General features: G+C 59.6%; 19 protein-coding genes and 4 pseudogenes. 16 read left to right on the plus strand and 7 right to left on the minus strand.

Annotated elements, in window-relative coordinates; genetic code table 11:
• Positions 1–105 precede the first annotated feature (105 nt).
• The gene (locus tag CO656_RS27290; protein WP_097527885.1) at positions 106–1,038 is read left to right on the plus strand and encodes a recombinase family protein; all 933 of its coding nucleotides are present in this window, start codon (positions 106–108) and stop codon (positions 1,036–1,038) included.
• 353 nt (positions 1,039–1,391) lie between these two features.
• Here CO656_RS27290 and CO656_RS27295 read toward each other — a convergent pair.
• The 6 genes and pseudogenes from CO656_RS27295 to repA all read right to left on the minus strand — a co-directional run bounded on the left by CO656_RS27295 (position 1,392) and on the right by repA (position 8,502).
• Positions 1,392–1,805, minus strand: a pseudogene (locus CO656_RS27295) (plasmid maintenance toxin (PemK-like)).
• Positions 1,780–2,003: pseudogene (locus tag CO656_RS27300) on the minus strand (type II toxin-antitoxin system Phd/YefM family antitoxin); the annotation flags it as partial. The pseudogenes CO656_RS27295 and CO656_RS27300, both read right to left, overlap by 26 nt.
• A 1,643-nt stretch (positions 2,004–3,646) precedes the next feature.
• Positions 3,647–4,633 (minus strand): annotated as a pseudogene (locus tag CO656_RS27310) (transposase).
• 131 nt (positions 4,634–4,764) lie between these two features.
• Positions 4,765–6,015 (minus strand): plasmid replication protein RepC, encoded by a 1,251-nt coding sequence (gene repC, locus CO656_RS27315; protein ID WP_097527886.1) that lies wholly within the window; start codon positions 6,013–6,015, stop codon positions 4,765–4,767.
• A 235-nt stretch (positions 6,016–6,250) separates the two neighbouring features.
• Positions 6,251–7,288: a plasmid partitioning protein RepB gene (gene repB, locus CO656_RS27320; RefSeq protein ID WP_179864853.1), complete on the minus strand. Its 1,038-nt coding sequence runs from the start codon at positions 7,286–7,288 to the stop codon at positions 6,251–6,253.
• On the minus strand, positions 7,285–8,502 hold the full coding sequence (gene repA / locus CO656_RS27325) for a plasmid partitioning protein RepA (RefSeq protein ID WP_018097615.1): 1,218 nt from the start codon (positions 8,500–8,502) through the stop codon (positions 7,285–7,287). The genes repB and repA overlap by 4 nt, the downstream gene beginning before the upstream one ends.
• Before the next feature lie 373 nt (positions 8,503–8,875).
• Between repA and CO656_RS27330 the strand changes: the two genes are divergently transcribed.
• From CO656_RS27330 to CO656_RS27390, 13 genes are all read left to right on the plus strand, one after another.
• A complete protein-coding gene (locus CO656_RS27330; protein ID WP_018097614.1) occupies positions 8,876–9,496 on the plus strand; it encodes an acyl-homoserine-lactone synthase in 621 nt (206 codons plus the stop codon).
• A gap of 11 nt (positions 9,497–9,507) precedes the next feature.
• Positions 9,508–10,485 carry a P-type conjugative transfer ATPase TrbB gene (gene trbB, locus CO656_RS27335; RefSeq protein WP_097527887.1) on the plus strand — a complete coding sequence of 326 codons (978 nt, stop codon included), beginning with the start codon at positions 9,508–9,510 and terminating at the stop codon, positions 10,483–10,485.
• Positions 10,475–10,855 (plus strand): TrbC/VirB2 family protein, encoded by a 381-nt coding sequence (locus CO656_RS27340; protein WP_097527888.1) that lies wholly within the window; start codon positions 10,475–10,477, stop codon positions 10,853–10,855. Before trbB ends, CO656_RS27340 begins: the two co-directional genes overlap by 11 nt.
• On the plus strand, positions 10,848–11,147 hold the full coding sequence (locus tag CO656_RS27345; RefSeq protein WP_097527889.1) for a conjugal transfer protein TrbD: 300 nt from the start codon (positions 10,848–10,850) through the stop codon (positions 11,145–11,147). Before CO656_RS27340 ends, CO656_RS27345 begins: the two co-directional genes overlap by 8 nt.
• A 10-nt stretch (positions 11,148–11,157) precedes the next feature.
• On the plus strand, positions 11,158–13,614 hold the full coding sequence (locus CO656_RS27350) for a conjugal transfer protein TrbE (protein WP_097527902.1): 2,457 nt from the start codon (positions 11,158–11,160) through the stop codon (positions 13,612–13,614).
• Positions 13,586–14,389: a P-type conjugative transfer protein TrbJ gene (gene trbJ / locus CO656_RS27355; protein WP_097527890.1), complete on the plus strand. Its 804-nt coding sequence runs from the start codon at positions 13,586–13,588 to the stop codon at positions 14,387–14,389. Before CO656_RS27350 ends, trbJ begins: the two co-directional genes overlap by 29 nt.
• Entirely contained in the window at positions 14,386–14,586 is a 201-nt protein-coding gene (gene trbK, locus CO656_RS27360) for an entry exclusion protein TrbK (protein ID WP_097527891.1), read from the plus strand. The genes trbJ and trbK overlap by 4 nt, the downstream gene beginning before the upstream one ends.
• On the plus strand, positions 14,580–15,755 hold the full coding sequence (trbL, locus tag CO656_RS27365; protein WP_097527892.1) for a P-type conjugative transfer protein TrbL: 1,176 nt from the start codon (positions 14,580–14,582) through the stop codon (positions 15,753–15,755). The genes trbK and trbL overlap by 7 nt, the downstream gene beginning before the upstream one ends.
• Before the next feature lie 23 nt (positions 15,756–15,778).
• Entirely contained in the window at positions 15,779–16,441 is a 663-nt protein-coding gene (locus CO656_RS27370; RefSeq protein WP_097527893.1) for a conjugal transfer protein TrbF, read from the plus strand.
• Between the two features lie 17 nt (positions 16,442–16,458).
• A complete protein-coding gene (gene trbG / locus CO656_RS27375) occupies positions 16,459–17,271 on the plus strand; it encodes a P-type conjugative transfer protein TrbG (protein WP_097527894.1) in 813 nt (270 codons plus the stop codon).
• A gap of 2 nt (positions 17,272–17,273) precedes the next feature.
• Positions 17,274–17,708: a conjugal transfer protein TrbH gene (gene trbH / locus CO656_RS27380; RefSeq protein ID WP_179864854.1), complete on the plus strand. Its 435-nt coding sequence runs from the start codon at positions 17,274–17,276 to the stop codon at positions 17,706–17,708.
• Positions 17,709–17,720: 12 nt separating this feature from the next.
• Positions 17,721–19,013 (plus strand): IncP-type conjugal transfer protein TrbI, encoded by a 1,293-nt coding sequence (gene trbI / locus CO656_RS27385; protein ID WP_097527896.1) that lies wholly within the window; start codon positions 17,721–17,723, stop codon positions 19,011–19,013.
• 203 nt (positions 19,014–19,216) lie between these two features.
• Positions 19,217–19,921, plus strand: a complete 705-nt coding sequence (locus tag CO656_RS27390) for an autoinducer binding domain-containing protein (RefSeq protein ID WP_018097602.1) — start codon at positions 19,217–19,219, stop codon at positions 19,919–19,921.
• A gap of 3 nt (positions 19,922–19,924) precedes the next feature.
• Here CO656_RS27390 and CO656_RS27395 read toward each other — a convergent pair whose 3' ends face one another.
• A complete protein-coding gene (locus tag CO656_RS27395; protein WP_097527897.1) occupies positions 19,925–20,248 on the minus strand; it encodes a transcriptional repressor TraM in 324 nt (107 codons plus the stop codon).
• Positions 20,249–20,455: 207 nt separating this feature from the next.
• Between CO656_RS27395 and CO656_RS27400 the strand changes: the two genes are divergently transcribed.
• Complete coding sequence (locus tag CO656_RS27400; RefSeq protein WP_018097600.1) at positions 20,456–20,668, plus strand: helix-turn-helix transcriptional regulator; 213 nt, start codon at positions 20,456–20,458, stop codon at positions 20,666–20,668.
• A gap of 426 nt (positions 20,669–21,094) precedes the next feature.
• Positions 21,095–22,211: pseudogene (locus CO656_RS27405) on the plus strand (RHE_PE00001 family protein); the annotation flags it as partial.
• Between the last annotated feature and the right edge of the window lie 239 nt (positions 22,212–22,450).

Raw genomic sequence — 22,450 nt, forward strand, 5'->3', positions numbered from 1 at the left:
GTTTGGGACCGAATTTAGCGCTGTACGGCCTTCCATTTTTCTCCTAAAACACGCTAACAAAGGAGTGTTTTCTGATGCATTCTTGTCTGTAGCCGATAAAATCCGATGACGAAAGCTTCGCATCTCAATCCCCCTCCCCCGCCAAAAAGACTCATCGGTTACGCCCGCGTTTCGACGGCCGATCAGCTCAACGACGCCCAGGTCGACGAGCTGCGCGCCGCCGGCTGCGCTCGGATTTACCAGGAGCACGGGTCGGGCGCTTCGCGGGCAAGGCCGGTTCTTGCGAAGCTGCTGAAGGATCTTGCCGCCGGCGACGTGCTCGTCGTCGTTCGTCTGGACCGCCTGGCGCATTCGGTCAGCCACTTGCTCGATGTCATCGAGGACCTCGTGACACGCGGCGTGCATTTCCGCTCGCTGCGCGATCCGATTGATACCTCGACACCGCAAGGCATGTTTTCTCTGCAGGTGCTCGGCGCTGTCGCCCAGCTTGAACGTGCGCTGATTGCGGAGAGAACGAAGTCCGGCATGCAGGCCGCCAAGGCGCGCGGCAGGCTTGCCGGAAATCCGGGGCTTCGGGAACGGCGACCGGAGGCAATCCGTGCGGTTTCCGCAGCGCGCGAGCGCGCCTACCTCGATGAACTGATTGCGTCGGCGCAGACATGGTTGCCGATCGTACGGGAGCTGCGGCCGCGGCACAGCTGGGACGATGTCGTGCGTATTCTCAATCGTGGAGGTCACGACTGGACGGTCGAGCGCTTGCGTCGCGCGGTTCATCGGATGGTGCGCGAAAAGCTCGCGGACCCGGAACTGCTCAGCCGATCCCCGCGTCGGCCACCCGAGCATCATCTGATGCGGCTGGTTGCTGGCATCGCGATCGCCGATCCCGATCTGTCGCTGCGCGACATTGCCGCCCAATTGGACCAGATGCAGGAGCGGCCGCCACGCGGCGGCAGGAAATGGCAGCCGTCTTCCGTCAGGGCGCTATTGGACGAGGCGCGCCGCTTCGGGCTGGTTCGGTCCGGAGCGCCTGGTTCATGAGGCGACCAAGCTTCCTGTCGTCCGAGTGTGCCTCGCCCGGCCAAACGGTGGTCCTCCGCTTCCGGCAGAAGCCTGCGCTTGGAAACGGGCAGCTCGCCTCTTCCGGAATTCGACGGGAGGCACCTAGACTAGCGGAAATGAATCGCTTTCTGAACGCGGCAATCTCGCGTTGATGAAAGTAGGGTGACGAGCAAACCGCTATTTCCCCTGATCAGATCCGGAGTTGCGCGGCAGCCGTAGACGTGCCGATGCGTCAGGAAGGCACAGGCTGGCGAGAGGGTCGTCGCAGCGAACGGTGAAAACCGGACGGCGCCCACAAGGCTCGGACCGCAGTGGTTATCTCATTCCAGCGCTTAGCCTGTCGGCCCTCTGCCGGTAGGGGGGCTGTTCTTCGTCGTCCGCGTTCTTCGTTCTCCGAGGAAACTGCGGCGCTTGACCTCGGCAAACACCGTGGGCGGCAACCGCCCGAAATAGTCGCTGTCGCTGTCGCTGGACCGGATATCCGGTCCGGGCCAGGGGAAAGCGATTGCTTTCGGAAAGCACAATCCAGGAGCGCTCGTCATCGAGGCCGCGGCGGCACTTGGTCGCCGGCGGAATCTCGATCGCCTCGTGGGTTCGGCCGGGCGGCGAAGGCGTGATCGGCAGCACGCGCACGATCGGCGTGCCGTCCTCGAGGGTCGTGACCAGCGCCAGCACAGGGCAGGGCCGATCTTTGTCTCCTCGCGGCCTTCGAGATGTTGCCATTTCGGACTTCTCGACCGCGGCAAGTTCGGCTTGGCTCAGCTTCGTGGTCGCTTCGACTCGACGGTCGCGCCGCGACAGCCGCAGATAGTTCTCGTAGGCAAGCAGCACGGTCCGTGGCCAACCGTTCTTGGTGATAATCCCGGGTCGCGCACGGCGGCGTCCTGATAGACCCCGAAATTCTTGGAAACCGCAGCAGTGCTCACGGTCGACGTTGTCAACATCTCCTTTTGTCCAGTATGCGAATTTTCCGTTATTTCCCCAAGAACAAAGGAAACTGGACGAGATAATCAATAACCTTAGAGCGGTGGATCCGAACAGCCAAGCGGTGCATCGCCGCGCCGAAGAGCTCGGCGGCTCGACGCCATCCTGCCGTTCGAAAAGCGCGACCAACTGGCCGCGCTGCTAGCCGGCAGTGACGTCGCGACGCTCAACACCTAGGGGGCGGCATCGGGGAAAACACGCTGCGGGCGCTCGCCTCGGACCTCAGCTATCTCGAGGCCTCGTGCTGCGACTGGCGGTGCCCTCCTCCTGGCCTGCGCCGAAGGCGCTGCTGCTCACTTCGTCGCCCATCCGGGATCCGCGCCGGTGGCAACTGGTCAACGCTGACGAAGTGGCGCGATCTCGACGGCGCCTACGCCTTGCCTGCCGTCAGAGCCGGCGATCAGGCTGGTAAAGCGCGTGATCGGCCGTCACTACTACCAGTACGGTGGTGACCCACCTGTTCGTCACCTGCTCGATACAGTCGCGACCTGCAGGACCGCGCTAAACCAATGGTGGCCCTAGCCTCCGGCAGCCGGCGCCGCCGCGAGGTCGCCGGCCTGCGAAAGGAGCAGCTGAAAAGCCTCAGGCCCGGCCGAAGACGAGCACAGCGCCTCCCTGCCCTCGCTTTGGACCCCTCTCGGCCCCGCACCAAGACCAGGGGAGCTGATCACGAGGAATTCGTCTATCTTACCGGCTGCCCTGTGGCCAAGGTGCGGGGATCCAGGCCCGGGAGTTTTCTGCACACGGGCTGCTCCGGATATCTCACGAAGCCACCAATCGCGGCATTCCCCTCCCCGAGGGAATGTAGCAATCACGTAATTTCGTTAACAGCGCTACGCGTCGAACCAGGCGTCCTGCACATGTCGTAATCGCCATTGGAGCGATGGATCCAATTGTCAGAGCTAGTGCGATCCGCCGGTGCGGTACGCAAAGAAGGACTTTAGCAGCTTTGGCGTCAGACCTTTGCTGGCGAACTGGACTCGAAGATCGTCTCCCCTGTCGGGGTCTGCACGAAACGTCATATAGCCGCTGCTGAAGTGTCTCTTCGTTCCTTACCGCGAGCCTCACCCAGGTTCTGGCGCAGTTGTCGACGGGCTATTCGCGACGCCAGACGTTTTGTAGGTTCGGACGAAGTGTCCTCGACACTCTGCCTTCGCTGTTCCTGGCTCCGCTGAGCGGAGACGCGCGCGCAAGCCCATAATGGCTGGGTATGCGGTCGACGTTTTCAAGGCTAGGGGCAGGGTACTTGACCTGTTTTAGCCAGAGGAGACTAGGCTTTCGAGTTACAGCTGTAACTCCTGCGACTTCCTTGGCGCGGCCTCGTCACCATCGCCGTACGCGAAAGTGATCTCGATCGAGATATCGTTGAGCAATTCGGCATGCCCTCGCGCGAAACCTCGTCCATTTCGTCCAACCCGGACCATGTGAAAGAGACACGAACTTGTTGTATCCGGGGTCGAGGGTCGCTTGCAGCCGAAGCAATTTCGCCATGACCTTGGGCCTGATCGTGATTGTGCAAGGCTCAATCAGTTAGAGATAACCCCGATCCCAAAGGTCGGCCTCGATGATCCGCCAGCCGAATCAGGCGGGTTTGAAGCCGCGCTCATGACGCACCGCCATCAGTTTCGGTAACCACAACATAAGCGGGAGTCGCCAAGGATGAAGGCCCATGCGGCATAGTTGCGGACGCAGAACTTCGATTTGTCCTACCCCCGACTGTAATGATCCAATCGAACGCCTCGCCGATGCGCTTACGGACGCGCAAGACGAATCCGTAGCCAGCATGGCGCGTCGTGCGCCTGTCAATGGCCGGGCGGCGACCATGGACGTTCTGCGTCACCTGGGGCGGCACCTTCATCGACCGCAAATCTTTAACGAAGTCCTTTGTGTCAGGGGCCTTGTCGTCACCCAGCGTCCGCTTGTGACCGGTCAGTAAAGGATTCGATCATCTGCAGCGCCGCAACCGCTCGGCATCCGCTAGGCTCCGTCAGGCACGCATCGACCAGCAACCCTTGGCCCATGAAGACCAGCTTGGCCTCCTTGCCCGTGCCCTTCCGATGAAGTCTTGCATCTGGGTCAGTCGTTGGAATGCCCTTCGCATGGAGTTTGCTTCCGCATTCCGACCGCCGCTCTCCGATGGGATTTCGGCCGACCCGCCTTCATCTTGAAGCTCTTCATCGATGCGCAGGCTTTGATCAGCGTGCCATCGACAGAGAAGTGGTCCGTTGACAGCAGTGCTTTACCTTGGGCTGCGCCAGGATCGCACCTTGAATCTTTGCAGCGATGTCGCCTTCCAGCCACGGGTCGCGGTTCTTCGAAAAAACAAAACGGTCTGAAGGTAGATAGTCAACGCCGGTGTCGACAAACCAGCCAAACAGAAGTTCATTTTCCAGCCGTTTTATCAAAGGGCGTTCAGAACGGATCGAATAGAAGGCTTGCAAAAGCGTGGCGCGGATAAGCTTCTCAGGCGCTATAGACGACCACCCGATCGGTGAAAAAATGCTGCAAACTCCAGTTCCTGCGAGTGCGTCGTTGACGACCTGCGGCATTGCTCGCGTCGAACACGATGCTCCAGTTCGACACAGCTCAAGAGTGACCGGTCTTCCCGTCGCCGCGCATCGACGACTCCTTCACACGATGGCCTTCTTCAACAGCATGCTAGGGCCCAAGTTACAGCTGTAACTCTTGCCACGCGAAGTGAGGCAGGCTTACCGCTCGCGCCTAAACCGCATATTTACCCTCCACCAATCCAAACAGGCTGCGTTCAAGATTGAGCTTTCCTTCGGCGGCACGATCAACCATTGCTCTGAAGTAGCCTCCCGGCTTCGAAATCTGTTCCGGATCCCGCAAGGATTTTTCCAGAACAGTCGCCAGTATTGCCGCAGCGGCATATGCACCCACGCGCCGCCGCCCGTCCATCCATCCGCCTTCAGAAAGCCCGATCATTCGCCGCAACATTTCACCGCTCCGATCCAGCGCGGACCAAGTGTCGAAGCGGGCGCCGATCATCGATTGGGCTTCAGGGCAGGCGCTCTGCAAAAGTCCGATCGAGACTGAACCCAACACTTGTGTCTGGATATTCTCATTCGAGGGGCGAGGGGATCTGTTTTGAAGCCCTAAAGCGTTCGCCCCGGAGGTTGCTTCAGCAGCCATGGGGGCGGCTGCGTTACCGTCTAAAAAATATGTTCGCTCGTTAGAGCGTGGACGTTTATCCTTACATCCAAAGGAAGATTCAGAGTTTATATATGTATTAGCCCTGACATTGATGTCACCCTCGGCTGACATCTTGCTCTCTCCCTCGCGCGCCTGGATCCTCTCCAGGGCGTCTGCATAAAGAGAACGATACGAATTGGCTCTGTCTAAGATTCCGTTCGCGGTCAATTCAGTTCCTTGAACTCGGCTTCTCAAATCTTCGGCATCCTCCGGAAAGGCATTGCAAAGATCTTCTATTGCCCGGGCTAAGCGCGATACGTCTCGTCGCGCTTGGCTCTCCGCCGCGAGCCGAGCGCGATATGCCGCTACCTTCTCTTTAATCTCCGCAAACCGTACCCGGGCTGGAGTGAAGTCGATCCCAAATCCAGCGATGATGCCACCCTCTGTGTCACGATAGACAAACCGTCGGCCAGTCGAACTGTCTCGGTAAGCGGCGATGCCAGCCTCGACGAGCCGGCGGATGCACCGAATGACCGTGCGCTCCGAGCGCATCGTGTACTCGGCCAGCTTCGCGTTCGAGACGGCGACAATGGGCCGCCCGGTCCCTTTCCAGTCCTCTGGACGCGATAGCCCCAAGAGAATGTCCATAACGTGATACGTCGTGCCGTCTATCCCGAGGATTGGAGCTGCCTGCTTCAGTAACACGGCAACGTCTCCTTTCGCGGTATCTGGCACATCATTCGTCATTGCCAAGCGACTGCTTGCAACGATTGCTGGCGTGACACGTCTAAAAGACGCGACGGGTGTAATTTCGGGCATAGGATTCCCACTGCGACGTATGCCACAGCTCCCATTTTTGGGTTATTTGGGAAGCCAGCAGGAGGGCGCAAAAAATCGGCCTCTGGAGTTACAGAGACTTGATTGTTTGGCCGGGCCGTCCTAGAATCAGATTGCTAAAGTGATGTCGCGGATCGGTTTCGGTCTGCTGGCTAATGGATCAAGGGTCTACCGATTGGCGTCGGTAGGCCCTTTTTCGTCTCGGTTGTCACCTCATCTAAGAGCCCTCTTTCTGTGTGGCGCGATATTCCTGCACGAGATCTGGAAGGCGTTCCAGAAGCCATGCGGATAGACCTGGGATACGCTTCTCAGGGATTGAGATAGTCATTGCATTCCCAGATCGTTTGGCGACGACTACGCTGCCATCTGCTATCGCTATCTCGGTGACGGCACTCTCCGACTTCCCTCGATTGTCCAATGCCCCCAAAACCAACGAGAAGCGCTGATCGCTGTCGGCCGACGCCCAGTCTTCGTTCGAGGTGAGGGCTTCGACAGCACGGCGCTGCGTCGTATTGAGCGACCGGTTCTGAATGAGAGAGCCAAGTTTTTCCCACTTGGGTCTGCCGATTGAAGGCGCCGAGCCTATCAGCCGGATGAGATCTTCGGGGAGCGCCGCCGCGGCGTTTGTCAGAAAGGAAATATAGGCGACGTTTTTCTGTTCCTTTCGGCCGAGCGCTTCGGAGATCGTCTCGCGGCTGTAACCCTTCTCCTTGAGAGTGAGCGCGAAAAGAGCCTGCTCGATGAAGGAGAGGTTCAGGCGCTCAGAGTTCTCGACACCCTGAGAGATGATCAGTTCTTCATCGGAAAGATCTCGTACAATCGCTTTCACCGGACGCTTGAGGATCCGGCACGCCCGAAGCCGTCTATGGCCATACGCCGCCTGATAGTGGCCCGGTCGGCCGGGGAGGGGGCGGACGAGGATGGGAAGCTTTTGCCCAGCCTCCCTTATTCCCTCGACAAACGCTTCAAACGTCCGGTCTCCCTCAATATCGAGCCGATCGCTGACGAACGAGGGAACTACTTTGTCGGGATCGATTTCGATTATCGACTCGGCCGACAGCAGCTGCTCATGGAGCCGTTTGTTTTCTTCCTCGATGGAGACAAATGCCCTGTCCATTGATTTGACAGCGGCCGAGCCCACACGCCGCTTCTCCGCGTCAGCGGACATGGTAGCCGACGGTCTGACCAAATCGTCAGGATTGACGTTGGCGAACAGGCTTTTCATTCGCTGATTGCGGTCGCGCGGATTGGTCATGACCTGCCCCACACCTCTTTGATGTGCCGAAGAATCTCTTTGTTGACAGAATCGACTGACTCCAACGCGCGATTGAGAGTATCGCGGCCGACGCTTCCTCGGCTCATCTCATAGAGGCTTTTCTTCTCAAGGCCGGCGCTCGCGATCGCGGTGGTCTCGACAACTGCTGGCGCAAGAACATCCTCTTTGAACAGAGAGCGAAGCAAAGTTACGACATTGACCTGCGGACCGTCGTTTGGATTGTGGCGAGTTATGACATATCGAATGAAGTCGTGCTTCAGCACGCCACCGCGTTCCTCGATGACATACATAAGGTCGCTCATCATCGCCAAGAACTGGTTCATGCTCGCGACGTCTATCATCGCCGGATGAATGGTAATCAGAAGCCCGGTCGCGGCGCATAATGCCCCGAGCGTCAGGTAGCCGAGCTGCGGTGGCGCGTCGATCAAGACCACGTCGTAGTCAGCTTCCACTTCGCGAATGACAGAAGACAGACGCCGAAAAAAAATCTCATCTCCACGACCGTGACCATCGGCAATTGCCTGTGGGGTCTCGTGCTCATACTCCATGAGTTCCAGGTTAGCGGGGATCAGATCGATACCAGAGAAGTAGGTTTTCCGGATGACATCTCGTATCGGGCGCCGCCGGTCATCGTATCTGATTGCCGCATAGACTGTCTCATTCTCATCGACATCGAATTCTGGTTGATAGCCGAACATGGCCGACAGCGAGGCCTGTGGGTCGAGGTCGAGGGCCAGAACACGTAACCCGGCTATGGCCAGATAGTGAGCGAGATGAACAGTCGTTGTCGTCTTGGCCGAGCCTCCCTTGAAGTTCGCGACCGCAATTACCTGCAGCTTGTCCGAGCCTCTTCGACGGGGCAGAAATTCCAGCGCGTCGTGAGGTCGCTTTCGCGCCAAGTGTTCACGTGTCTCATTGATCTGCTCAAGTGTGTAGGCGCGACGGCCGTTATCGTGGCGGTCAGGGATGACGCCCTCGCCATCCAACGACATTTGCCGCAGAGTCGATTCGGCTATTCCGAGCAGTCCCGCCACCTCGCGTGAGGTGTAGGTTTTCAACGTTTTGATCGCATTCGGCTCGTATATCCGCTCCCGCAGCGATTGCAGCTGTGCGGATAGCAATTGAGACTGCCTGCTAATCTTCTCGGCGGACGATTCGATCATGTTTTCTGGCCGCATATTCATGGTTGTCATCACTCGCGACGCTTTTTTCATGATCGTCGCCCAATTTCCGTCGCGCTACAGTTAACCGATTCCCGAGTGGCGTCAAACGCTGCTTGGTTAACGAACGGTTAACAGACACCATGCCGGCTGCCCGAGGCACATGAAGATTCTCGTGCAAAATCCGATGTTTAGCGGAAACACAGGCCTTCTACGTTCCCCTTCTGTTTTAGTGTGAATCCTACATAGGTTTGCCTCCTCGAAAAATTCGCGAAGTCCCCCCGACGCGGAGCAAAACCGCGTTGCCAAGCGAATCGGTCTGAAAAAACCTTGTAGGATTCTACAACTGCCGCCTGATTGAGATTCGTGCTGATTTCCCCGTCGTCCAACAACGACGGAGAGATTCATGCAGGTTCTCGCGATCTCAAGACCGAGGAATATCCGAGAAGCCGAGCTTCTCCTCAGTCATCACGAGCTGCGCGCCAAGGTCTTTTCGGGCCGTCTGAACTGGAGCGTCGACGTTGCGGCAGGCCGTGAGGCCGACGCATTCGACCATCTGCAACCGACCTATATCCTGGCCGTCTCGACGGCCGGCCGATTGGCGGGATGTGCACGGCTACTTCCTGCCACAGGCCCGACCATGCTGGCAGATGTGTTTCCCTCATTACTTCCGCAAGGACGCCTGACCGCCCATTCGTCGATGATCGAGAGCTCCCGGTTCTGCGTCGACACTACTCTCGAAGAGGGGAGGGGAGACGGCTCCGTGCATGAGGCCACGCTGACCATGTTCGCGGGCATCATCGAATGGTGCATGGGGAATAACTACACCGAGATCGTCACCGTGACCGATCTCCGGTTCGAGCGAATCCTCGCTCGCGTCGGCTGGCCGCTGCAGCGAATGGGTGCTCCCGAGAAGATCGGTGTAACGATGGCCGTAGCGGGCACATTGCCCGCGGATGCGGACACATTCCAGAAGCTGCGGCCACCGAACTACCGATCCGAACTCACCATCAGCCAGGTAGCGTAAAGGAGATCGCCTTGAACCAGCTTCGTTCCCATTCGCGACTCGTGCGCAAACTTCAGGACGCGCTCGGCGATCACCTGTGCGCCGCCCTGGACGATACGACTGTGGTCGAGATCATGCTCAATCCCGATGGTAGGCTGTTCATCGAGCGGCTAGGTCACGGTGTTGCGCCAGCCGGCGAAATGTCTACCGCCGCCGCGGAGATGGTGATCGGAACCGTCGCTCATGCCCTTCAGACGGAGGTGGATGATGAGCAACCAATCATCTCCGGCGAACTGCCCATCGGCGGCCACCGTTTTGAAGGACTGCTGCCTCCGGTGGTGGCGAAGCCGGCTTTTACCATTCGCCGTCGGGCCTCACGGTTGATCCCGCTCGACGACTTTGAGCGTTCTGGCGTGATGACCGCTCATCAGGCGTCGACGATCCGCAGCGCCATTGCCGCCAGGCTCAATATCATCATTTCCGGAGGAACGGGGTCTGGCAAGACAACGCTGGCTAATACGATCATCGACGAAATCGTCAAGTCAGCGCCCCAGGACCGCCTCGTCATCCTCGAGGACACCGCTGAAATCCAATGCGCGGCGGAGAACGCCGTGCTCCTGCACACGAGCGATACTGTCGACATGGCGCGGCTCCTAAAGAGCACGATGCGGCTTCGGCCGGACAGGATCGTCGTCGGCGAGGTCCGCGACGGTGCTGCCCTCACACTGCTCAAGGCGTGGAACACCGGCCATCCCGGTGGCGTGGCGACAATCCACTCGAATACCGCCGTGTCGGCGCTACGCAGGCTCGAACAGCTGACCGCTGAAGCAAGCCAGCAGCCGATGCAAGCGGTCATCGGCGAGGCGGTCGACCTTATCGTCTCCATCGAACGAACTTCGCGCGGACGGCGCATACGCGACGTCATTCAGGTCGAGCGGTTCGCGGGCGGCGAGTACGCGATCGAAACAGACCAGCCGACCGAAGAGCAGGAGGTGCGTCATGTCGCGTAAAGTCGCCATTGTCGCGCTCCTTTCCGCATCCATCGTTCCCGCGTCGTTTGCTTCCGCGCTCGCCAGCTCTGGCGGCGGGGGGCTGCCGTGGGAAGCGCCGCTGGAGCAAATTCAGGAGTCGATCACCGGCCCTGTCGCGGGCGCCATTGCACTTGCAGCGATGGCAATCGCCGGAGGCATGCTTATTTTCGGCGGCGAGCTCAACGATTTTGCGCGGCGGCTCGTCTATGTCGTCCTCGTCGCCGGCATCCTGCTCGGCGCCACCCAAATCGTCGGTCTGTTCGGCGCGACCGGCGCGTCGATCGGACTGACGGATGAGCAGGGGCAGTCGTTCGGCTTTAGCGGAGAAGGGGAGGGGGCCCATGGCTGATTCCCTGTCCGGCCTGCAGCGCAATCGCATTCATCGCGCACTGTCCCGCCCGAACCTGCTGATTGGCGCCGACCGGGAGCTGGTGCTGCTCACCGGGCTCGCCGCCGTCATCCTGATCTTCGTCGTCCTGACGGTGTATTCGGTGCTCCTCGGTATCGCCGTCTGGGTCGTAATCGTCGGGCTGCTCAGGATGATGGCGAAATTCGATCCACTGATGCGGCAAATCTACATCAGGCACATTGGCTACTGCTCCTACTACAAGGCGACCAGTTCGCCGTGGCGGCGGCATTGAGGAGGCGGTGGTGGTCGCTTTGAAACGCTTCCGGGCCACAGGCCCTTCCTTCGCCGATCTCGTTCCTTACGCCGGCCTCGTGGACAATGGCGTTCTCCTGCTCAAGGACGGGAGTCTAATGGCCGGCTGGTATTTTGCCGGCCCGGATTCTGAAAGTGCGACCGCACTCGAACGCAACGAGCTGTCGCGGCAGATCAACGCGATCCTATCGCGGCTTGGGAGCGGCTGGATGATTCAGGTCGAAGCCATCCGCATTCCTACGATCGATTACCCATCAGAGAATCGCTGCCATTTCCCCGATCCGGTCACACGTGCGATCGACGCCGAGCGCCGGACGCATTTTGCGCGTGAACAGGGGCATTTTGAGAGCAAACACGCGCTGATACTGACCTACCGGCCGCTGAATTCCACGAAGACCGCGCTCAGCAAATACATCTACTCCGACGAGGAAAGCCGCAAGAAATCCTACGCGGACACCGTGCTCTTCATGTTCAAGAACGCCGTTCGCGAGATCGAGCAGTATTTGGCGAACACACTCTCGATCCGACGGATGGAAACGCGCGAGGTCAGCGAAAGGGGAGGGACGCGGCTTGCCCGGTATGATGAGCTGCTGCAGTTTATTCGCTTCTGCGTGACCGGCGAGAACCATCCGATCCGGCTGCCGGACGTCCCCATGTATCTGGATTGGATCGCGACAGCCGAGTTCGAGCACGGCCTGACGCCGAAGAACGAGAACCGGTTTCTCGGCGTCGTCGCGATTGACGGTTTGCCGGCAGAAAGCTGGCCCGGGATCCTCAACAGTCTCGACCTGATGCCGCACACCTATCGGTGGTCATCGCGATTCATCTTTCTCGACGCGGAAGAAGCCCGCCAGACGCTTGAACGCACACGCAAGAAGTGGCAGCAGAAGGTTCGGCCGTTTTTCGACCAGTTGTTCCAGACAGAGAGCCGGTCGGTCGACCAGGACGCCGTGACCATGGTGGCCGAGACCGAGGACGCGATCGCACAGGCCTCGTCGCAGCTGGTCGCTTACGGCTACTACACGCCAGTCATCGTGCTCTTCGATGAAGATAGCGAGGCGCTTCAGGAAAAGGCGGAGTCGATACGCCGGCTGATCCAGGCGGAAGGTTTTGGAGCACGGATCGAGACGCTCAATGCCACCGACGCCTACCTCGGCAGCCTGCCCGGCAATTGGTACTGCAATATCCGCGAACCGCTGATCAACACCAGCAATCTTGCCGATCTTATTCCGCTGAACTCGGTCTGGTCTGGCAATCCGGTCGCGCCATGCCCCTACTATCCGGCGAATTCACCCCCATTGATCCAGGTTTCGAGCGGTTCAACACCGTTCCGCCTCAACCTGCATGTTGGCGACGTCGGCCACACCCTTGTTTTCGGTCCAACCGGGTCGGGTAAGTCGACGCTACTGGCGCTGATCGCAGCGCAGTTTCGGCGTTACGATGGGGCCCAGATCTTCGCCTTCGACAAGGGAAATTCACTTCTGCCGTTGACGCTGGCTGTCGATGGTGACCACTACGAGATCGGCGGCGACAACGATGGTGAGGGGAGGGTGCTCGCCTTTTGCCCGCTCTCCGATTTGGACAGCGACGCAGACCGCGCTTGGGCGGCGGAATGGATCGAGATGCTGGTCGCGCTGCAAGGCGTGCGCGTTACGCCCGATCACCGCAATGCCATCTCCCGGCAAATCGGATTGATGGCAAGCGCTCCGGGACGATCGCTATCAGATTTCCTCAGCGGCGTTCAGATGCGCGAGATCAAGGATGCGCTGCACCACTACACAGTCGACGGGCCAATGGGTCAGTTGCTCGACGCCGAGCGGGACCGCCTCTCGCTCGGTTTGTTTCAGACTTTCGAGATCGAGCGTCTCATGAACATGGGTGAGCGCAATCTTGTGCCGGTGCTCACCTGCCTCTTCCATCGCATCGAAAAGCGCCTCGACGGCTCGCCAAGCCTGATCATCCTCGACGAAGCCTGGCTGATGCTCGGTCATCCCGTGTTTCGAGCCAAGATCCGCGAGTGGCTGAAGGTGTTGCGCAAGGCGAACTGCGCTGTGGTCCTTGCGACCCAATCCATTTCGGATGCGGAGCGCTCCGGCATCATCGACGTGCTGAAGGAATCGTGCCCCACGAAGATCTGCCTCCCGAACGGCGCTGCCCGCGAGCCGGGAACGCGGGAGTTCTATGAGCGGTTGGGTTTCAACGATCGTCAGATCGAGATCGTCGCCGGCGCGACCCCCAAACGCGAATACTACGTTGCCACGCCGGAAGGTCGGCGGCTCTTCGACATGGCGCTGGGTCCAGTGGCGCTGAGCTTTGTCGGCGCTTCCGGAAAGGACGACCTGAAACGCGTCCGCGCGCTGAAATCCGAACATGGCCGCGAATGGCCGATCCATTGGCTGAAGACGCGAGGAGTTCACGATGCCGCATGGCTACTCAACTTCGACTAACCTGCTCGCCGGGCTGCTCGCCGCCGGGGCGTCCATCACCGCAACAATTCCAGTGCAAGCCGGCACGGCGACAGGTGTCGCCACCGAATGGACCCAGGTGCTCAACAACGGCGAACTGGTTTCGCTCGTCGGGCAATCCGGCGAGCAAATCCAGAACCAGCTCACGCAGATCAGCCAACTTGCCCAGCAGATCGAAACTCAGCTGAACATCTATCAAAACCTGCTCCAAAACACGGCCACGCTGCCGTACCATATCTGGGGTGATGTCGAGAGCGATCTCAATCAGCTCCGCAGCATCGTCGACCAGGGTCAGAGCATTTCGTTTTCGATGGCAAATGCCGACGACCTGCTTCAGCGACGGTTCCAGAGCTATGCCAAGCTCAAGACCAATCTGCCGAATGCAGCGAGCTTCTCGTCCACCTACGAAACATGGTCGGATACCAACCGCGACACCATCGGCAGCACGCTAAAGGCGGCAAGCCTCACGGCGGATCAATTCGACAGCGAGGAAAGCACGATGTCGTCGTTGCGATCGATGTCCGAAACGGCGGACGGCCAAATGAGGGCCTTGCAGGTCGGGCACCAGATCGCTGCTCAACAAGTCGCGCAGATCCAGAAGCTTCGTGGCCTCGTTTCCCAGCAGATGACCATGATGGGCACCTGGCTGCAAGCTGAACAGACCGACAAGGATCTGGCCCAAGCTCGGCGTGAAGAGTTCTTCAACGCCGAGGTCAAGAGCATTCCCGAAGGTCAAAAGATGGAGCCCCGCTGGTGAACCGCGCTATCCTCATCGCCCTTTTGCTCGTGATCCTGTCTCTTGCGATGGCGGCGATCGCGCGGATTGTCAATTCCAGAGACAGCAGCAAACTTGGCCTCACGGACGAGCAGCGCTCTGCCGGGCAGACGATCTTCGGTTCCGGCAGCGGGTCGCCTCCCATTAAAGATGGTCAGGAGCTGCGTCCGAGATGGTGAATGTAACTTTCACGCGTCTGCACCTGATTACGGGGCTCTTTTGCGTCGCATGTGCCGTTCCGGCTTTCGCACAGGAGGGACAGGTTCTCACTGAGCTGGAAAATCAGGTGTCGTCCGCAGCGAAGGGGTGGGAAAGCACCATCATGGATGCGGCGAGATCGCTTTTCTGGATTCTCGCCGCAATCGAGATCGGTATTGCGGCGGTCTGGCTCGCAATCCAGGCTGCTGCGCTTGATAGCTGGTTTGCCGAGCTGGTCAGGCGGATCATGTTCGTCGGCTTCTTCGCCTTTGTTCTCGATAAGGGTCCGACATTCGCCCGAGCCGTAGTCGATAGCCTTTTCCAGATCGGAGCCGGCGGCGGTTCAGCCTCGCCCGCGGAAGTGTTTGATGCCGGAATACGGGTTGCCTCGCAAATGTCGCAACAGGCGCAGTTCGGTGTGTTCGAAGACAATGCGCTGGCGATCGCTGCAGTGTTGGCGATGGGCGTCGTCGTCATCTGCTTCTCGCTTGTGGCGGCGATTTTCGTGTCGGTGATGGTCGAGATGTATGTCGGCCTGCTCGCGGGCATGATCATGCTCGGATTGGGCGGTACGTCATTCACGAAAGACTTTGCCGTTCGCTATCTCGTCTATGCCTTTGGCGTCGGCATGAAGCTCATGGCCCTGGTGATGATTGCCAGGATCGGATCGAACGTCCTGCTTGGCTTAGCCCAGGCTCCCACGGCGACGTCGGATCAGTTCGTCACGACCCTGGCCATCGCCGGTATTTCCGTCGTGGTCTTCATCATCGCCATGTACGTTCCAGGGATCATCCAGGGCGTCGTCCAGGGCGCGTCCGTCTCCGGGGGGATGGAAGCGATCCGCCATGGTGGCCAGGCGACGTCCTTTGTTGCTGGGGCCGGATTCCTCGCAGCGGGTGCGGCAGGGGCGGGGTTGGCGGCGGCGCAAGCCGCCAGAGCCGCGGGTTCCTCAGCCATGGGGTCCGCCTTCAGAGGCGTCGGCGCGGGCATCGGTTCGGCCGGCAAGGCTGCGGGATCGGCGGCGAAGGAGAAGGCGATCGGCTCGCCGGGTGCCTATGCTGGCTCGCTCCTCGGGCTCGCGAATGCAAAGCTCGACGAGAGTCGCAGCGGGCACAGCGCTCCAAAGCGACCTCCCGAACGCAACGACTAACAGCATAAGGAAAGGATGGATCGATGGCAGCGAACCGCGCCCCCGAGAACCCGTATCTCGCCGCGCGCCAGGAATGGTCGGAACGATACGGCTCTTATGTCAAAGCGGCCGCAGCCTGGCGTCTTGTCGGGATCCTTGGCCTCTCAATGGCCGTGATCGGCTTCAGCTACGCGATGTACCTGAGCACGCAGGTCACACTCGTGCCCTATATCGTCGAGGTCGACAAGCTCGGGACGTCGGTAACAGCCGGCTTCCCGGAGCAGATCGAGTATGCCGATGCTCGAGTGGTGCGCGCGACGCTCGGCAACTTCGTAAGCAGCTTCCGCTCGATCACGCCGGACGCCGTGGTGCAAAAGCAACACATCGACCGCACCTATGCGCTTCTCAGGACTGCAGATCCGTCCACGGAGAAGATCAGCGCGTGGTTCCGCGGCAACTCGCCATTCGAGAAGGCGAAAACGTCCACAGTCGCCATCGAGGTCAACAACATCGTGGCTCTCTCAAACCAGACCTATCAGATCGACTGGACCGAATACGAGCGCGACCGCAAGGGAAAGGAAACCGGCACACGCCGGTTTCGGGGCATCGCAACGGTTACGCTGACAACGCCGCAGGACGAGGCAACGATCCGCCTCAATCCGATCGGTCTTTATGTCCGGGACTTCGACTGGACGGCACAGCTTTAAGGGCGGGGATTTTTTCGATGCACAGAACAGGATTGATCGCAGCCGCCGGCTGCGTGGCCGGGTTCGTTTTCGTAGATTGCGCCCAGGCGCAGAGCATGACCACGAATGAGATGAAGGGAACGAATATTTCCAGGACGTGGCGGGGAAAGCCAGGCCTCGTTACCACCGGCCCCGATGGAAAGGTCATCTTCCTCTTCGGCCAAACCCAGCCCTCCGTCGTCTGCTCGCCGCTGCAGGTCTGCGACATCGAACTGCAGGGCGGCGAAATCGTTCGCGACGTCCTCGTCGGCGACACGGTTCGCTGGAAGGTCGAGCCGGCGACCTCCGGCGCGACCGGCGGACAGGCGATCCACCTGATCGTGAAACCCTCCGAACCGGGCCTGGTGACCTCGATGGTCGTCACGACATCCCGGCGCACCTATCACATTCAGCTGAAGTCCCATCCGAGCCAGTATATGGCCCGGATCGGTTTCGAATATCCCGAGGATGTCTCCACCAGGCTCGCGGACATCAATGCCCGTCTGGAGGCAGGCGGCATTCCAGGGCCGGCGCCCGACAAGCTCAACTTCTCTTATTCGGTGAGCGGCGTCGCATCCTGGAAGCCGAAGCGGGTCTATTCGGATGGCGTCAAAACCTACATCCAGTTCCCGAAGTCGATTTCCGGCCACGATGCACCGGTTCTTTTCGTCGTTTCCGGCGGGCAGAACCGCATCGTCAACTATCGGATGAAGAACGACATGATGATCGTCGACTACGCGGTCGACAAGGCGATCCTCGTTTCCGGCGTTGGCTGGCGGCAGCAGAAGATCACGATTCGGCGGGGAGGATGATCGTGCGAAAACTGCAGCTCACCCTCATCGCTGCCACACTTCTTTCCGGCTGCCAGACGGTCGACAAGGCACTGACCTCCGGTACCGCTCCGGTCTCTCTTCCCGGACCAACTGCAAGCGCCATTGCCGGCGACATGGCAAGTCGGTTTGCCGAACAAATCGGCCCTGCCGGCACGACTATCAGGATGGAGAATGACAGTTCGGAATTCGCGACTGCGCTCGAGGCTGCCCTGAAGGGCTGGGGATACACGGTCATCATCGACGGGAAGACCGCAAAGGACGTCCAGCCGGTAGACCTTGCCTATGCGATCGACGGGATCGACGGCCAGGTTCTTGCTCGACTGACGACACCCTCCATCGTACTCGGCCGCGCCTATACGCCGACAGCGGCCGGCGCCACGCCGGCTAGCCCGCTCTCGATCATGCAGCCCAACTGAGGGGAGGAGATCATCGTGCAATCGCTCCAGCTCGGCGCGTCCAATCCGGCGGATAATCAGAAGGGTATCCGCCGCCTCAATCGCCTGCCAATCGTTTTCGCCATCGTCCTCGTGGTGCTGTTCTGCGGCACCGTCGTGATCGGCCTGTCCTGGCGCGGTCTTTCCCTCAACCGTGGCGACGATATCGACAGCGCCTCTAACACGCCGGCGACAACCTTCGGCGACCAGCTCAAACGCGGGGTCACCGACGGCATCATCGGCGAGCCGGTTGAACGCGAAGCGTTTCAGCCAACGCCCGTTGTCGAGCAGAAAGTTGAGACGGAGGAGCCAGTCGCAGAGCGCCGCCGAGTTGAGCGCGAGCCACGCATGGAGTCCGAGGAGGACTGGAAGGCGCGCCTCAAACGAGAGCAGGACGAACAATATATGCGTGAAGCTCAGCGCCAGAGAATGGCTCGCCTCCAGGCGCGTGCAACCGCTCTCGACTCGCCGCTGAAGGTGGATATCTCCGAGGCTGAGAAGGCGTCGGAAGATGCCACCGACAGCGGCCGCCACAACACGGCCACAACGGCGACCAACGCCTCCGACCTTTATGCCGCAGCCATGAAATCTGGTTTGATGGGACAGAACGACGATCCGAACGCCCAGAGCTCGAAGGAGGACTTCTTCAACCAGGATATCAAGGAACTCGGTTATTTGCCGGACCAGGTCGTGCCGCAGATGTCGCCTTATGAGCTGAAGCGCGGCTCAGTCATTCCGGCGACATTGATCACAGGCCTCAATTCTGATCTGCCGGGCCGGATTACCGCGCAGGTCAGCCAGAACGTCTACGACAGCGGCACAGGCTATCGGCTGCTTATCCCGCAGGGTGCGAGACTCTTCGGGCGCTACGATTCGAAGATCTCCTTCGGCCAGGAGCGGGTACTTGTCGTCTGGACCGACCTTATCTTTCCGAACGGGTCGACGCTGCAGCTCGGCGGCATGGCCGGCACCGACGTGGAAGGCTACGGCGGATTCAAGGACAAGGTGGATCGCCATCTCTGGCGGGCATTTGGTTCGGCCGCATTGATCGCACTGATCGGGACCGGAATCGATATGTCCATGCCCGAAAGCTCGACATTGGCGTCTCAGGATACGGCATCGGACGCGGCACGGCGGAATTTTGCGCAGAGCTTCGGTCGCGTGGCTGAAGAGACGATCTCGAAAAACTTGAGTATTCAGCCGACGATCCGCATACGCCCCGGCTACAAGTTCAATGTTCTAGTGGATCAAGATATTGTTTTTCTTTCAGCCTACAACGGCCGCTAGACGGGTAGAGGGCGGCTCATTGTTCATTCGTTAGCATCGCGTCGAGCCACACCGCGACAAAAGTATTACATTGCTTTCTCGTGTTTTAGATCGACATTGGGTTGAATGTGCGTCGGCTCTGGACCACCGGTCTGATCAACGCTTTGCAACAGACACGACGAGGTGGAAGGCTCGTCGAACAACAAGAGGGTAGGAGAACATCAGTGGACGAAGACTTTCGCTCCCTAATCGACATGGCGGAAGCCGCGCACGATGAACGTATGATCAAGAACGCGGTCAAAAACTTCGCGCAGGCATGCGGATTCGAGCGATTCGCTTATCTGCAAACTGAAGGCCTCGAAGTCCGGACCTTCAATTCCTATCCAAAGCCATGGCAGGACGTTTATCTCAACAGTCAGTACGTTCGCATCGACCCCGTCGTCACAGAGGCCAAGCGCCGTATGGATGTGTTTGCCTGGACCGCGGACGACTGGCCGGATCGCGGCTCTTCCGAGCTCCGACGGTTTCGCGACCAAGCTGTCGAACATGGCATTTATAGCGGGGTGACAATTCCGGTCGAGGGTAGCTTCGGCTCGAAGATGATGCTGACCCTGGCATCATCGGAGCGGAAGGCTGACATTTCGAAACTGCAAGACGGTCGAAAGGCGCTTCAGGCGGTCATGACCATTCATTACCGCCTGAAGATCATCGGCGCCACGATGCTCGTCGCGCCTAAGCGGATACTTTCCCCAAGGGAAGCCATGTGCCTGATGTGGGCGATAAAGGGGAGGAGCGCGGGGGACACCGCCAAGCTGACGGGCATCAAAGAGAGGACGGTGCAGCACTATCTGGACAGCGCGCGGCGAAAGTTCGACGCCAAGACGGTTGCCCAGCTTGTTGCGATTGTCAAAGACCGCGGACTGATCTGAGCATCAATCCTCATCCTCCGGGGGAACATCAGGGACATACCCGAGAGCCTCAACGATTTCAGAGAGTTCTTCCTGCTGGGCTTGCGACTTTTTCTGCCGAGCCAAATGTTCGTCCTGCAGGCTCTCAAGAACGGCGCTCGAGACGGAGGGATCAGCGCTGGCGCGGAGCCATTCTTGATAGACAGCTTCATCAGCGTTGAGAAGACGCCGGTGCTGGAGGATTGCAGAAACCGCCAAGTCCGCCAGTTCTTCTTTCTTCAGTGAGCTGTAGCGAGATCCTCCCTCTGTGGTTTCCTCGGCTTTCCCGGAGGCGTTACACTCGGCCATCCGCTTGTCCTCAACTTTCATTTCGCCACCCACTCACAGGAACACTACCGTGCGCAATATATCGTTTGCGCCGTGACTGCACGGCCTGAATCGCCAGCTCATCGAACTTAAAAGTAATGCGCGGCGGCTCAACCAATAACACGTGCGGAAACGAATCGGAACTATCGTTCCTGGAACGATTCTTCCTATTTCAGTTCCGCTCACGTCATGGATCTCAAGGAGGTCATGGCGATCAACCTGCGTCGGATACGTCATGGCAAACACCTCACGCAGGAAGAACTGGCAGACCTCACGGGGCTGAGCGCGCGCTATATCGGAAAAATTGAGCGCGCTGATGCTTCAGCAAGCGTCACCGTTCTCGGTCAGATCGCTGACGCTTTGGGTGTTGACCCAGCCGCGCTCGTGACGAAATCCGGCTGACTTGGGCGAGGCGAGTAGATCTTTTTTGCAATCGGCGGACATTCCCCTCGAATCGGCCATCGTCAGTTGCAGGTCTATCCGCCGATATTGCCGATGTCGGTCGTGGCATCCCCTGGGAGGGCGTCGCAGTTTTGGTCTATTTGGGAGGGCAAGATTGCTTAATGTCGCCGTCCATCTAAACCCAAGAGTGATGCCGTTTGCTGCGGAACCGCGTAGATTTGCAGAAGCACGGTGTTCGGGTGTATCCCGATTAAGTCGCCACCTTTGGGAATATTGTTCGCCTGGAGCCGAAGATATACACGGCCTAACCCTGATATCGATACTTGAGACTTATCGGTGGTGAGCCACGGTCTCGCTGACATCGACCTGTGACGAACATGAACTATAAAATAGCGTCCATTTAACAAATCATTTACCATGAATTCAATGTCTTATGATCTGTCGAACTTGCCTCTCCAGACCCTGCTGCGGCCGATCTCGGCCGCCGGCGTCGCGCTCGTGCGTCTCGACGAGCGCATCGCCCGCTCCTCCGTCGATTAGGGCTGGATCGAACGCATGCACTTCGCCGATGCCTGCGCCTCGCTGTCGATCGATGGTGAGCTCGTCCAGCTCGGGGACCTCGTTCTCCACGACGCCGGCCACGATATCCGGACGCCTACCCATGAATTGACCATCGCCGCGACGAGCTCCGCAGCCGCCGGTGCAAACGCCGGACTGGGCGCTAAGCAATGAAGGCCTCCGTACCCTCCGCAGCGCTGGCGCCGAGAGCGCCAGCGCTGACGACACGGCTCATGGAAACGCAGTGCATGCACCGGCGCCGGCCATAACCTTTGCAGAAGCGATCATGGAAGGGGAGGGGGCGGAGCCGGATGCATCGGGGCCGTTGGCGGCGGAACTGGCGGCGATCGACGCCGTGTTCGCCCGTTCCGAAGCCGCTATTGCCGCGGCCAAGGCGCCCGGACGCGGCGGTGGAAGAGAGAAGAATCCACTGGTCTACGAGATCGACTGGGACGAGGACGAGCGGCTCGTGCGCGCCGTGCTGACCGAGATCGAAGGCCTGCCGCCGGTGTCGCGCGCCGTGCTGTTGCTCGACGCCTGGAACGAGTTGCAGGTTCTACAACATGCACCCTGGCTCGGCCGGCTGCTGGCGCCCGCGGCGCTGCGGCAAGCGGGTTTGACGACCGCTTCGCATCTGGCCGTGGTCAATCTCGGCCTCAAATCGACCGCCGTCGAGCGCCGCTGGCATCGCGCGCGCGACATCCGCCTGCTGGGGATCGTCAACAGCGTTATTGCGGCGGTCGAATTCGGCTTGAGGGAGCACGACCGGCTGGCGTTGGCGCGGACGATGATGGAGCGGCGCCTGGTCGGCCGGCGATCGTCGTCAAATCTGCCGGGCTTGATCCAGCTCGTCATGGCGCGGCCGCTCGTCTCGGCCGGCATGATCGCCGAGACGCTTGACGTGACGCCGCGGGCGGCGCTCAGGATCGTCGAGGAGCTGGGCTTGTGGGAAATGACGGGCAGGGGGATGTTTCGGGCGTGGGGGGGGTATCTGACGCTGAGATCTTCCTCCAGCGACCATTGCCACGGGCGAACGGGCAAAGAATCCGACCGCACGTTAAAGAATAATTGTGCACGGGGTGGGACGTTACTTGTGCGGTAGTGCCAATTTATCGAATACAAGTACAAGCTTATGCGAAAGCTGGTGCACCTTGTGAACCACAAGAAGCTCTTCCGGCTCTATCGGGAGGAGAAGCTGACGGTGCGCAAGCGCGGCGGTCGCAA

This window comes from Sinorhizobium sp. FG01, assembly GCF_002531875.1.
Taxonomy (GTDB): domain Bacteria; phylum Pseudomonadota; class Alphaproteobacteria; order Rhizobiales; family Rhizobiaceae; genus Sinorhizobium; species Sinorhizobium fredii_C.